Source organism: Streptomyces sp. NPDC015532 (genome assembly GCF_043078065.1).
Lineage (GTDB): Bacteria > Actinomycetota > Actinomycetes > Streptomycetales > Streptomycetaceae > Streptomyces.
Map to the genome: position 1 here is coordinate 293,299 of NZ_JBIBSY010000010.1, position 12,491 is coordinate 305,789.

12 protein-coding genes are annotated in these 12,491 nt (G+C 68.4%); all 12 read right to left on the bottom strand.

Translation table 11 applies throughout. The annotated features are described in order from the left end of the window. Positions 1-176: 176 nt before the first annotated feature. Positions 177-1,397 (bottom strand): MFS transporter, encoded by a 1,221-nt coding sequence (locus tag ACF07B_RS27960; protein ID WP_392180959.1) that lies wholly within the window; start codon positions 1,395-1,397, stop codon positions 177-179. Positions 1,398-1,455: 58 nt separating this feature from the next. Then, positions 1,456-2,781, bottom strand: coding sequence for a cation:proton antiporter (locus tag ACF07B_RS27965; RefSeq protein ID WP_392180960.1), 1,326 nt, complete (start codon positions 2,779-2,781; stop codon positions 1,456-1,458). A gap of 126 nt (positions 2,782-2,907) precedes the next feature. Then, positions 2,908-3,681: an ArpA protein gene (locus ACF07B_RS27970; RefSeq protein ID WP_392180961.1), complete on the bottom strand. Its 774-nt coding sequence runs from the start codon at positions 3,679-3,681 to the stop codon at positions 2,908-2,910. 68 nt (positions 3,682-3,749) lie between these two features. Continuing rightward, complete coding sequence (locus ACF07B_RS27975; RefSeq protein WP_392180962.1) at positions 3,750-5,003, bottom strand: ATP-grasp domain-containing protein; 1,254 nt, start codon at positions 5,001-5,003, stop codon at positions 3,750-3,752. Between the two features lie 50 nt (positions 5,004-5,053). Continuing rightward, positions 5,054-6,070, bottom strand: coding sequence for an isopenicillin N synthase family dioxygenase (locus ACF07B_RS27980; protein WP_392180963.1), 1,017 nt, complete (start codon positions 6,068-6,070; stop codon positions 5,054-5,056). A gap of 107 nt (positions 6,071-6,177) precedes the next feature. Further along, positions 6,178-6,783, bottom strand: a complete 606-nt coding sequence (folE, locus tag ACF07B_RS27985) for a GTP cyclohydrolase I (protein ID WP_369479710.1) — start codon at positions 6,781-6,783, stop codon at positions 6,178-6,180. A gap of 2 nt (positions 6,784-6,785) precedes the next feature. Continuing rightward, positions 6,786-7,484: a 7-carboxy-7-deazaguanine synthase QueE gene (locus ACF07B_RS27990; RefSeq protein ID WP_328665301.1), complete on the bottom strand. Its 699-nt coding sequence runs from the start codon at positions 7,482-7,484 to the stop codon at positions 6,786-6,788. A 76-nt stretch (positions 7,485-7,560) separates the two neighbouring features. Beyond that, positions 7,561-7,926 carry a 6-pyruvoyl tetrahydropterin synthase family protein gene (locus tag ACF07B_RS27995; protein ID WP_369479708.1) on the bottom strand — a complete coding sequence of 122 codons (366 nt, stop codon included), beginning with the start codon at positions 7,924-7,926 and terminating at the stop codon, positions 7,561-7,563. Beyond that, complete coding sequence (locus ACF07B_RS28000) at positions 7,923-8,603, bottom strand: 7-cyano-7-deazaguanine synthase (RefSeq protein ID WP_328455210.1); 681 nt, start codon at positions 8,601-8,603, stop codon at positions 7,923-7,925. The genes ACF07B_RS27995 and ACF07B_RS28000 overlap by 4 nt, the downstream gene beginning before the upstream one ends. A gap of 54 nt (positions 8,604-8,657) precedes the next feature. Continuing rightward, the gene (locus tag ACF07B_RS28005; RefSeq protein ID WP_392180964.1) at positions 8,658-9,920 is read right to left on the bottom strand and encodes an ATP-grasp domain-containing protein; all 1,263 of its coding nucleotides are present in this window, start codon (positions 9,918-9,920) and stop codon (positions 8,658-8,660) included. Positions 9,921-10,005: 85 nt separating this feature from the next. Continuing rightward, positions 10,006-11,253 carry an ATP-grasp domain-containing protein gene (locus tag ACF07B_RS28010; protein WP_392180965.1) on the bottom strand — a complete coding sequence of 416 codons (1,248 nt, stop codon included), beginning with the start codon at positions 11,251-11,253 and terminating at the stop codon, positions 10,006-10,008. Between the two features lie 350 nt (positions 11,254-11,603). After that, positions 11,604-12,452 (bottom strand): helix-turn-helix domain-containing protein, encoded by an 849-nt coding sequence (locus tag ACF07B_RS28015; RefSeq protein ID WP_392180966.1) that lies wholly within the window; start codon positions 12,450-12,452, stop codon positions 11,604-11,606. Positions 12,453-12,491 lie beyond the last annotated feature (39 nt).

Below are 12,491 nucleotides of genomic sequence, written 5' to 3' on the forward strand. Positions count from 1 at the left end.
CGCGCGGGTACAGCCGGCCCGGCAGCCCCGGCATCGGCCCGAACATCTCGGAAGGGCCGTCGGACGGGGCACACCCGCGGTGGATGCGGCGTCGGCCGCCGACTTGGAAGCCACCGACCGCGCGAACGCGCACTCATCCGCGGTGAGGGCGGGTTCACGGGGCGGCGGCCGGAGGATCATGCCTGCTTGACCGCCGGGGTCCGCGCTGTCCAGCCCACCACGGCGCTCAGGAGGATCACCAACGGCACCAGGACGATTGCCGTCCTGCTCCCCTGGACCACGGCGAGGTGCGCGAAGACCGCCGCTCCCACAGCGCCGCCCGCCATGTCCAGGCTGGTGAGCCAGGACATCGTCTCGGTGATCTCGCCCTTCCTCGCGAGGTCCCCTCCCACCGTACGCAGCGTGCCGAAGACAGAACCGATGACCAGTCCCGCCACCGGACAGAGGAAGAGGACCGCCAGCGGGGAGAGCCGGGCGGCCAGCGCCAGTGTGCCGACTCCCGCCGCGAAGACACAGAGCAGCACCGAGAGCTTGGGGCCGCGGACCAGGAGGTTGGGCATGGCGCCCAGGGCGAGGCTACCCAGCACGCTGCCGACGGACAGGGCCCCGATGTACACCCCGGTGAACACCGCGGCGTCGTACTCCTTGGCGTAGATCGGCAGTATCACGTCGGTCGCGGTCACGGCCAGGACGAAGAGCCCGTCGGCGATCAGCAGGCGCCGCAGGGGCGCGGAGGTCAGCGGTCCCAGCCAGTGCCGTCGCCCGTCCGGCTGCGGTGAGGCCGGAGTGTCGAGCAGGAGGCACACCACCAAGGCGGTCAGCACCACGATGACCACCAGCGGCGCGGCACCCGAGAACGACAGGCTGAGCCAGCCGGCCAGCACGGGGCCGGTGACCAGCGCGGTGCCCATCATCGCCGAGTCGAGGGCCATCGCGGTGTTGAGCTTGGCCTGGTCGGCGGCGTTGTACCAGACGGTCCGCATCAGGACGGCGATCGGTGGCGCCGTCGCCCCGAGGGCCGTCGATGTCACGAGGACCCAGGCGGTGGGCCCGTGGTCGGACACCACCAGGATCAGCAGGCCGGTCGCCACCCCGTAGCCGGCGAGACAGCCGAGCAGCACCACGCGGGGGGAGTGCCGGTCGATGAGCCGGCCGCGCAGCGGGGACGTCACACAGGTGCCGACCGCGAGGCAGGCCACGGCAAGGCCGGCCGTCGTGTACGAGTACGCCCGGCCCACCATCAGCAGCAGGCTCAACTCGACCATGCTGTTCGGCAGTTTCGACGCCATGCCGACCGCCACGATCCGCCAGAACCCGGGCACCTTCCTCAGTTCCCGGTAACTGTGCAGCGGACCGCGCGGGGTCGTCTCCCGTAAGACTTCGGGCTCGGCAGACATCCTCTGGGCTCCTTGCTCTGTGGTGCGGCGGGCATCCGACGGCGGGGCCGGTGGGGCGTTACGGCTCTCGGGCGTCACGTGCGGTGGGTTCGCGCGGTACGTCGTGTGCCGGTTCCCCGACGCCCCGAGACCGTCCTGCATGCTCCGAGTCCGGGGACAGCGGGGCAGGTGCGGCGTCCGGTCCGGGCCGGTCGCCGGGAGGCAGCAGTCGCTTCAGGACCGGGCCGGTGGACATTGTAGTGAGCACGGCCATGGCCACGAGCAGCGTGTAGCGGGTGCCGTCCAGCAACCCCATCTCACGGCCCGCAGTCAGCACGATCAGCTCGGTCAGCCCGCGCGTGTTCATCAGGGCACCGATCGCCGCCGAGTCCCTCGCCGTCATCCCGCAGAGCCGGGCGGCCCCGGCCGCGGCGAGGAACTTGGCGGCCACGGCGGCGGCCAACAGCACAGAGAGGTCCAGGAGTTGGGACGGACCCAGGCTGGACAGGTCCACGTTCCAGCCGGCCACCACGAAATAGACCGGCATGAAGAGGCGGCTGCTCAGCGACCCCAGGCGCTGCCGCAGCCGGACATCCACCTTTTCCGGCAACCCGCGCCGGGCGCTGGTCCGCACGATGCCGAAGACGAAGGCGCCGAAGATGAAGTGCAGCCCCATCCACTCGGTGGCGGCACAGGACGCGAGCACTCCCACGAACGTGACGACCAGATCGGCCTCGCCGCCCGCCCTGCGCATGAGCGCACGGAGGGCCGGCCGTACGACGCCGATCATCAGGATCAGGTACGGGACGAAGCAGAGGAGGCGCCAGGGTGCGCCGCTGCCGCAGAGCAGCATGACCGCGCCCAGCAGCACCCACGCGAAGATGTCGCAGAGCGCGGCGCTGGCCACCCCCAACTGCCCCAGCGGCGTTCGGGAGAGGCCACGGTCCTCGACGATTCGGGCGAGGACGGGAAACGCGGTCACCGACAACGCGATTCCCATGAACATGACCTGCGGCAACCTGCTCGCCGAGGATTCGCCCGGCCCCCACCACAGGGCGAGACCCGCTCCCACCGTGAACGGGACCGCCATCGCGCTGACGGCGATGGCGAACGAGGTACGCCGGACCGAGCGTTTGGCGGACCACTCGAACTCCGTACCGAGCGCGAACATGAACAGGGCGAGACCGATGTCGGCGAGGGCGCTGAGCTCGCTCCGTACTTCCATCGGGAAGAGGGCCTCGGTGAACGACGCGTGCAGCAGCGTGGGCCCGAGGAGGATTCCGGCCACGATCTCACCGATGACGGCGGGCTGGCCGCACCGTCGCGCCACGGTGCCACCTACCCATGCCAACCCGGCGATCAGTGCGACGTCGAGGAAGAAAGCTGTGATCTGGCTACTGGACACGTCAGACAGGTCCCGTCCGAATTCAGATGAAGAGGGCCGGGCGCGCGTTCCTGCGCGCGGCCTGGCCCTTCGGGAGCGGCGCCGGGGCGCGGCGCCGCATCCGCACCTCCAGGTCGGCAGCCGGCCTTACATCATCGACTGCGCGGCCTTCGCCTCCGGGTCCTCCCACCAGCGGTCGTTGCCGATCAGCGGCTTGTCGAGGTCACGCTGGCCGGCCCAGGTCATGTTGAGGATGGTGCGGGCCGCGCCGTCCTCGGTCAGCGGAACGGTCCGGTGCAGCGTGGTGTCGGTGCGCTGGAGGTAGAGGTCCCCGGTGACGAGGCCGTGCGTGTCGATCCGACGCTCGCAGAGGGTCTCGTTGATACGGGGGTCGGACTTGTCCCAGTGGGTGTGCGGGACGGCCTGGAGCATGCCGCCGCACGAGATGGGAGGCATCCGCAGGGCCCAGATGAGGGCGAAGCTGTAGTCGCCCCAGTGCCATCCGTGGGTGTCCGCCTTGAACTCCTGGTGGGTGATCAGGTAGCGCTCGTCCTCGGAGACCTGGGGAATGACGGGCTCACGGGCCACGCGCCCGAGGAAGCCGAGGAACGACTCCGACGTGGCGATGGTGCGGATGAGCTCGCTCTGCTCGATGTCCTCGCTCTTGACCACACTCATCTTGCGCGGGGTGTTGCCCGTGGTGCGCAGCAGCAGGTCCCGGCGCTCCTTGTGCTCGCCGATCAGCTGGTCGGCCTCCGCGCGGACGGCGGTCATTATCTCCTCGGGCACGAGCCGCGCGTCCTTGTCGAACTTCACCACTCCCTTGTGGTGGAACCGGTCCGCCAGCCGCTCGATGCGCTCAGGGGTGTAGTTCTCGGCCAGGAACTTGCCGAGTGTCTCGTCGATCTTGCTGATGTCCATGCTGAGTCCTTCTTCCTGCGCTGATGGGATGGGATCGCGAGAACCGCCCGGGAACGGGGCGGACGCAGTCAGACGGCCGGCGTGTCCGGCGTGATCTCCAGGTCGACCATGGCCCTGATCTCCGCGAGCACCCGTACGACCGATTCCTGGTCCGGGCCGGAGACCCAGGCGCCCAGCGGGATCGACAGGATGTCGCGGGTGAGCGGCACATGATCGCCCGGCTGGTAGGAGACCAGGACCTTGTCGACACCGGGGTGGTTCTTGACCTGCTCCAGGCCGTGCATGGCCACGAGGGTGCCGGGGCCGACCTCGTTGTGGATGGCGATCGCCCCGAACATGGCGCGGCTGTTGACCGGCTTGTCCATGACGGCGGGGCGCCGCCCGAGGTAGCACTCCAGGGTGTCGTGGAACGGACGGATGTCCGTGAACTCCGACCACTGGTCGGTGGCGGGGCCGCCGGGGAGCCGGGCGGCCACCTCCATCAGGAAGACGCCGTCCGCGTTGACCTTCACCTCGGTGTGGCTGGGACCGCGGTGCACCCCGAACGCGGTGAGTACCCGGACGACGTACTCCTCGATCCTCGCCCAGTCGGGATCGTCCGGCACGGCCTGGACGTTGTCCCAGAGCGGGAAGTCGTAGTCCCGGTCGTCGGGCCTGCGGTACTCCCACATGTCGATCACCCGGTGGTCGCCGTCGCTGCTGAAGGCGTTGACCGCGAACTCGCGTCCCCGGATGTACTCCTCGACCAGCCAGGCCTCGACCGTCCAGCCGAAGTAGTTGGTCCTGTCGACGACTTCGAAGTTCTCGGCGCTCGCGGTGTCGGGCACCAGCGTGGCGCCGATGGAGCCGGCGCCCTCGCGCTGCTTGACGATGACCGGGTAGCCGATGCTCTCGGCGGCCTCGCGGACCTCGGAGGGGTCGCGCACCAGGCGGTAGGCCGGGATACGGAGCCCTTGCGAGGCGGCGTGGTCGCGCATGAGGGCCTTGTCGTGCCTGGCCCGTGCCAGCTCGACGTCATTGCAGGGCAGGCCCAGTTCGTGCGCGATGACACCCGCGAGGTGCACCCCGGACTCCGAGCCCGGGACGACGGCCTTGATCTCCTGGTCGAGCCCCGTGAGAGCGGTCAGGACCTCGGCCGCCTCGGTGGCGTACAGGGAGGCGTCGTCGCCCTTGGCGTGGTCCGGCCAGGTCGCCCTCAGGTCCGCCGGTTCGTTGGTGAAGAGGGACACGACGTCCATGCCCATGTCCCGGACCGCCTGCTTGTAGCCCGCTCCGACCGACACAGGGTCGACCAGGAGAACGGCCGGCTTGCGGTTGCTCAACTGCTTTGCTCCTTCGGGAAAGTGCTGCCGGGGCGTGGTCCGTCCGACCCTCACTGGCCGGCCGCGGTCAGCAGATCGGGGTGGTGGCGGGCGATCAGTTCCGGGAACCCCCGGGTCAGGCCCTTCATCACGTTGTCGCCGTAGCAGGCGAACAGCGGATTGTCCGGGTCGACGACCACACCGCCCGCCTCGCTGACGTGGCGGCTCGGGAGCGGCCGCATCGACGCTTCGAGGCGAGGGCTGTAGAAGAACGGCATGGAGTACCGGTCGACCCCCGGCGCCGGGCGGACGACCCGGTGGACGGTGGCCCTGAGATAGCCGCGCGTGGCGACCTCGAGGAGTTCGCCGAGGTTCACCACGAACGCGTCCGGGACCACCGGCACGTCCACGAAGTGGTCGTCCTCGACGGCCACTTGGAGCCCGCCCACATCGTCCTGGACCAGCAGGGTGAGCAGCCCGAGATCCTTGTGGATGCCCGCTCCCTGGTCCGAGGGGTCGATGTCCACCGACTCGGCGGGACCCGGGTAGTGCAGCAGCTTGAAGTGGACCTGTGGATCGGGATCGACGACCGTGTCCAGGAAGTCCGCGGACGTCTCCAGCGACTCGAGAATGAGGTTGAGCAGTCGGTGGGAGATGCCCGTCAGCTGGTCCATCCAGTCGATGACGGCGGGCCGCAGGCCCGGCAGGCCGGCCGGCCACTGGTTGGGGCCGACCAGCCAGCGATACGCCGGCTCACCCGGGGCAGGGCGTCCGCCGGGCCGTTCGGGCCCGATGTCGAGCTGTTGGCGCTGATCGGGCACACCGCGTGTCCGTTCCCGGCCGAGCTCGGAGTAGCCGCGGAAATGAGGGGAGTTGAGGATGTCCAGCTCGCGGCGCTCCTGATTCGGCAGCGCGAAGAACTCCCGGGACAGGTCCAGCAGTTCGGCCGCACCGGTCACGCCGTGCCCGACCAGCTGGAAGAAGCCGATGTCGTGGACGGCCCGTCGTAGACGGTCCAGGAACTCGGCCCGTGCCTCAGGGCCGCGTTCGGCGTCCCGGAGGTCGATCACAGGAAACGTGTCTGACATGAGGTGTTCCACTCTCTTGACGCGACGACGAACTGACGATGCGCAGGCCGTCCGCGGGAACCGACCGGGCCCGGGAATCCCACGGCGGCCCGATCACTGCCGGGACTTCAGACCCCGCGCGCGAGGGACAGCAGCTCGGACCGGGCGGAGCTGTCCTCGGCGAACACCCCGTGGAACGAGGTGGAGGTCATCAGGCCGACGGTCTTGATCCCGCGCATGGTCATGCACAGGTGCTCGCCCTGGCCGATGACGGCGACGTCCGGTGCTTCGGTGATGCGCATGACGTCTTCCGCGATGCCCGACACCAGACGCTCCTGGACCTGCAGCCGGTGGGCGTGCTGATGAGCGATCCGGGCGAACTTCGACAGCCCGAGCAGCTGTTTGGCGGAGCGATAGGCAATGGTCAGCGAGCAGTTGAAGGGCAGCAGGTGGTGCTCGCACAGCGACCACACCTTGATGTCCGAGACCACCACCATCTGCCCCGAGGACGTCGTCTCGAAGAGCGTGTCGATGGTGCCGGGGTCGTAGCTGGTGAACTCGCGCCACCAACGCGCGTAGCGTGCCGGCGTGTCCCGGAGACCCTCCCGGTCCGGGTCTTCACCTATCTCCGTGAGAAGTGCCCGGGCCAGGCCCTCGAGCGGATCCGGCACGGCCTCTTCGGCGATACCGGGACGGACGGTAAGGACCTCATCCTCGATCATCTTGTCGAGCACCCTCAGACACCCCTCTTCTGTCCCCAGACCAGAGTGTGCAGCCTGGTTGTGGTGTTCCAGCCACGGTCGATGACGGTGGATACCAGCTTTTGCATGTGGCCGTTTACCTCTTCGCTGGTCTGCCCCTCCGGCATGATCCAGACCGAGGTGATGCCGAACGCGTCCGCCACCTCGGCCACTTCGTCGAGGTCGGCCAATTCCCGGCAGACGAACTTGAATGTGCTGGAGGGAAGCCGGGCCAGGCTCCGCAGGGCATCGGGAACGATGCGCTGTTCGACCGGATCTCCCGCGTGCGAAAGCTTCGGGGAGACGTTGAAACGTACGCCGGCTTCGATCAGACGCTCGTCGGGAACCCGTGTGCCATTGGTCTCGATCTCGATCTCGACGCCGTGCCGCATCAGTTCATCGACGAGCGGAACGAGTCGATTCTGCTGGTTGAGAGGCTCTCCGCCGGAAATGACGACCAGCTCGACACCGTAGGCGAGCAGTTTCTCCGCGACCGTGCCGACCGGCATCCGGTGGAGTTCTTTCTTGGGGTCGAACTTGATTCCCGTGTCACTGGATCCTGTCCAGTCCCAGGTGTACGGAGTGTCGCACCACCGGCAGGAGAGATTGCAGCCGCCCAGTCGCACAAATGCACATCGACGGCCGATCGAGCGCCCTTCGCCTTGAAAGGCGCTAGGTGGGGCCGAAGATCTCATTGACTACAAGCTCCGGTTCCACAAGGCACCACCCCCTTCACTGAATTCTGTTGCAGGTGACGTGCGCGATGGAGAATCAGGGACGGTATTCGGCCCAGGTCTTCGGCGTCTCGGAGACGCGTACGGCTGTGAGTTCCGGATAGACCGTGTACCACTGCTCATAGATCCACACGGCGAGATTCTCGGCCGACGGATTCTGTTCCTTGACCACGTCGTTCAGGTGCCGGTGGTCGAGGAATTCGTCCATCCACCCTTTGAATCCGGCCAGGTCGCCGTAGTCGCGCACGAATCCGGGTGCGGTGAGCTGGTCCCGCCGGGCGCTCAGCTCGATCTCCACCTGGTAGTTGTGGCCGTGCAGGCGACCGCACTGGTGTCCGTCGGGCAGGCCGTCCAGCTGGTGGCTGGCCGAGAAGGCGAACTGCTTGGTGATACGGAGAGTCATCCTCTGTTCCCTTGGTAGGTGGTCGGGTCGTCGACTCCGGCGTCGGTGAAGGCTTCCTGGCGCTCCCAGCAGGCCGCGCAGCGGCCGCAGTGCGCCTCTTCGCCGCGCAGACACGTCCACGTCCGGGTCCACGGGACGCGGAGCTGTTCGCCGAGCAGGACGACATCGCTCTTCTGCAGCCCCGCCAGCGGAGCGAGCAGGTCGAGTTCGGGATGTGCGTACCCCTTGGTCGCGAGTCGCTCCATGGCGATGAAGGAGTCGAGGAAGGCGGGGGTACTGTCGGGGACCGACGTGGCGTCGCCGGCCATGATGCCGATCGCCACCGCTTCGGCCTTCTCCACGACCGCGATCGCGAAGGCGACGGCGAGCAGCAGCGCGTTGCGGTTCGGCACGATGTTGGGGCTCTCGCCGTACCCGTCCCAGGTCTGCTCGGGCACATCGACCGTGGGGTCGGTGAGCGAGGAGCCGCGGAACATGGCCCCAACGGCGCTCAGGTCCGCGATCTGGTGCACCGCTCCGAGCCGCTCGGCCGCAGCCGCGGCGAAGTCGTGCTCCTTGCGGTGGCGCTGCCCGTAGTCGACCGACAGCAGGTGGACATCGTTGCCCTGCTCCTTGAGCTGGTGAGCCATGGTCACGGAATCCATGCCACCGGACACGATGGCGATGATTCTCGGCACTGTGCTTTCCCCCAGGATTCGATGGTGGGTGGTGCGAACTGCCGCTCTCTGGTGTCAGGAGAGCGGGACGCCCGTGGCCGTCACCGCCGCGGCCGCCTCGTCCAGGGCGGCAGCGCAGTCGTTCTCGGTCTCGGCAACGGCGATGACCAGGGCGTAGCGCGAGCGCGCGTTGTCCACGGGCGGGAGCCAGAGCTCCCTGCCCGGGTCCGCCAGGGGCGTCACTTCGTGGATCGACGCGGGCAGCTTGGCCTCGTCGATCTCGATGGACTCGAGCTTCAGGTCCCGCTCGGGGTAGAGGAAGCGGACGCCGGCCGTCGCCGAGCCGGTGGTCCGCGGGATGTCCGGCACCACGTCGGCGGCGAGGTCCGCGGCCACCAGCCCGATCTCCATCCCGGTGACGAGTCCGCCCAGGTAGGGGATCCGGTCGCCGCCGATCCGGGCGTTGATCTCCACGACCTTCGGTCCGGCCGCGGTCAGCCGGAGTTCGGTGTGGGTCACGGTGTCGGTGAGGCCCACCGCGGTGTGGGCGTCCTGAAGGACCTTGAGCAGCGTCTCGTCGTGCAGGAGCGGGTCGTCCGCCCGGACGGTGTGGCCGACCTCCTCGAAGCCGGGGGCGTAGCCGAGCTCCTTGCGCGCCACGAACAGAGCGGTGACCTGCCCGTCGCGGCAGAGGGCCTCCACGCTGATCTCCGGCCCGTCGAGGAACTCCTCGACGAGGATGGGCGCTTCGGAACGAGGTACCTCGTCGAACCAGATCCTGCCCGCCTCCCGGTAGGCCTCCTCCAGCTGCTGCGGCCCGGGCACGAAGGTCACTCCGCAACTGGCCGAGAGCGCACGGGGCTTGACCACCACGGGGTAGCCGATCCGCTCGGCGGCTTCCTGGGCCTGCGCCAGATCGGTGACGGCGATGGACTCGGCCTGCGGCACGCCCCTCGCCTTGAGGGCCTGGCGGCCGAGGTACTTGTCGCGGCAGGCGTTCACGGCCGCTCGCGGACTGGTCCGCAGCCCCAGCGCGGTGGCCAGCTCGGCGGCGGACTCGACGCGCGTTTCCTCATAGGTCAGCACGCCGGCGAAGCTCTCGGTGCGCGCGCGGGCGATGTCGGCCATCGCCGGGGCGTCCAGCGTGTCGACCACGGTGTACCCGTCGATGTACGGCTTCTCCCAGGAGGGCGGCGCGGGGCACAGGAGGTGCAGCCGGTACTTGGTCACGATGGCCCGCAGCACGTACTCGCGCCATGTCCGGCCTCCGCTGCCCACCAGGAGCAGGAGCGGCTTCTCGGGCGTCGGCACGCCGGCGGGTGTGGGGTTCGTCGTCATGTCTGCTCGTTTCCTTGGTTCTTCTGTCGGAGGGACGTCATGAGGTCGGCCGGGACTCGGGCGGGGCCGGCCGACACTCCTGGTGTCAGCCCTGAACCGGGTCTCCCGTGAGGGTGAGCGGCTCGACCTCGACCAGGAACCGGGCCACGGCTTCCCGCGCGTTCCGCAGCGCGCTGTCCGCGTCCTCGCCGACAGCGAGCGCTTCGCCGTGCCGGTCGGCGGAGCTGCGGACCTCGGAGATCACGTCACCCACGGCCGCCGAGAGCGAGGCGAACTGAACTCCCTCGGACGTCCGGGCCTCCGTCTCGCCCCCGGCGGTCGTCACCCGGCCCTGCTCGGCCGTGAGGAACCAGATGGCCGCACCCCCGGCCAGCGGCTCGTGCGACACGTCCGCGCGCTCTCCGGACAGCCAGGAGAAGGTCATCTCGTGGATGTCGTATCCCGCCACGATCCGGATCAGTTCCACGATCGCGTCGCCCCCGGGACGGGTGTGCGTCTCGACGAGGCCGGGGCCTTTGGCCGTGAGGATCAGTTCGGTGTGGGCCGGCCCTTCCTCCACGCCGAGGGCGGTCAGGACGGCCTTCGTCTCGTCGGTGAGCAGGGTGTGTTCCTCGGCGGTGATCCGCGCGGGCACCACGTGGCCGATCTCGACGAAACTCTCGGTCTTGAACTTCTCGGTGACGGCGAGGATCTGGTGCTCACCGGCGGCACTGTGTGTCTCGACGCTGAATTCCCGCCCCTCCAGGAACTCCTCGGCCACCCAGGGCGCCGCACTGTCGGAGGAAGCGTTCCCGGCGGACTCCAGCCCGGCGGCCACGTCGGCGAGTTCGGTGGGGTCGGAGATGATGCGGACGTCTTCGCTCGCGCTGCCCCGAGTGGGCTTGAGGATGAGCGGGAAGCCGTTCGACGTGACGAATTCCTCGAGGTCGAGCCGATTGCGGATTTTCGCGGCCGCAACCTGGTGCACGCCCGTGTCCCGCAGGATGTCCCGCATAAGAGCCTTGTCGTTGACGGCGGAGACCGTGCGCAGCGGATTCGATTTCAGGCCGAGTTCATGATTGATCCGTGCGGCCGTCTCCAGGTACGGGTCGCCGGCGGTGTACGCGATGTCGAACGGAATGAGTTCCCGCAGCGCGATGGCGGCACGCAGGGCGAGTTCGGGAGAGAACTCGGGGAAGAGGAACGCCGCGTCGACCAGTTCGTGATGCCGTGCGGTCATGTCGGTCTTGGGGCCCACATAGATGACCTGCAGACCGGAGTTCCGGGCTGCCTCGAGTGCCTCGGTCCGCTTCCCTCCGACAAACAGCACGCTCTTGACAGCGGAAGTTCGCATCAGTAAGCCCTCCGTTAGGGAAACGCCGGCGGCGATAGGTGGACTGCATCGGGGTTGCCGATACAGAGGGGGTGGCCGCAACTCCCGTTCGATGGAGGTGCCGTTGCGTCGGAACCGGCTGCGGCAGGACAAACGGTGGACCACCGGCCAGTCGGGGACTGCACGGCGTGCTCACCCCGGTAATCATCACGTGGCTGGTGCGGTGTTATCCACTGCCGTCTTTTACTCCCAAAAGACAGCTGGGTTATTCGCTGCCTCACGGAGGAATGAGAAGGAGGCGCGACGATACGGTTCCCGGGTGGTGGGAGAACCGTATCGCCGCGCCTGGTGGTCGAAGTCGTCCGCCGTTCTCAGGCGGGTACCCTCACCTGCTCAATGAGGGAGATGGCCGACTCCTGGCTTCTGGGAGCCGGACCGGGGGAGTGGCCGACGGGCGTGAAGATGAGGATGCACAGACGTGCTCCGGGGGACGACAGGGGCTGTGCCACGCACATGTTGATCGAACCCGGGCCGAGCCGGGCATGCCGCAGGGGGCGCTCCACCTCATAGGGGTGGACGACCACGCCGGCCGATTCGTAGAGCTGCCCAGCGGTGGGGTCCGCGATGACGGCCGATTCGAGCCGGCGCAGCACCTCGTCCTCGGGGCGGGCGGCCAGGTCGGCGCGCAGACGGGACAGGAGATGTGGTGCCCAGGCGGTGGTCCAGTTGGAGAGCAGATGCCGGCCGTCGAACAGCATCCACTGCATCGTGTTCGTGGGGCATTTCCCGGGAGGGAAGATGTCTTCGAACGGCTGGTTGTGGGCCAGGATGTTCCACGAGGCGCTCATGACGCAGGCCGCGTGGGAGATGCCCTTGACGGCGTCGTTCCAGAGGTGGGGAACCTGTTCGCCGGACTGTGGAGTGAGAGGACAGGGTGGATCGCCGATGCCGGCGTAACGGCACAGCGTGATCCATTCCAGTTCGGAGAGGCCCAAGAGGCGAGCGAGGTCGTGCAGCAGGTCGACGGGAGGGTTCCTGTACTTCCCCGACTCAAGGCGCTGGTAGGTTCCCGGGCCGCGGTTGAGCAGGAGATCGACTTGATGCTGGGCGAGTCCGGCCGCGCGCCGGCCCTTGCCGCTGGGGCGCCTGAGCCCGTGGGCTTCCGGTGCCACCGAGGCTCGTCGTTTTGTCAGGAGCACCCGCAGTGCTTTCGCGTTCATCGTAACTTCCACATGTGTTACCGACCCCCGTGAGTCGTG

Bases quoted from the DNA above. Each gene is read 5' to 3' on its own strand.
- ACF07B_RS27960 (WP_392180959.1), bottom strand. From the start codon at position 1,397: ATGTCTGCCGAGCCCGAAGTCTTACGGGAGACGACCCCGCGCGGTCCG.
- ACF07B_RS27970 (WP_392180961.1), bottom strand. From the start codon at position 3,681: ATGGACATCAGCAAGATCGACGAGACACTCGGCAAGTTCCTGGCCGAG.
- ACF07B_RS27980 (WP_392180963.1), bottom strand. From the start codon at position 6,070: ATGTCAGACACGTTTCCTGTGATCGACCTCCGGGACGCCGAACGCGGC.
- ACF07B_RS27990 (WP_328665301.1), bottom strand. From the start codon at position 7,484: ATGAGATCTTCGGCCCCACCTAGCGCCTTTCAAGGCGAAGGGCGCTCG.
- ACF07B_RS27995 (WP_369479708.1), bottom strand. From the start codon at position 7,926: ATGACTCTCCGTATCACCAAGCAGTTCGCCTTCTCGGCCAGCCACCAG.
- ACF07B_RS28005 (WP_392180964.1), bottom strand. From the start codon at position 9,920: ATGACGACGAACCCCACACCCGCCGGCGTGCCGACGCCCGAGAAGCCG.
- ACF07B_RS28010 (WP_392180965.1), bottom strand. From the start codon at position 11,253: ATGCGAACTTCCGCTGTCAAGAGCGTGCTGTTTGTCGGAGGGAAGCGG.
- ACF07B_RS28015 (WP_392180966.1), bottom strand. From the start codon at position 12,452: ATGAACGCGAAAGCACTGCGGGTGCTCCTGACAAAACGACGAGCCTCG.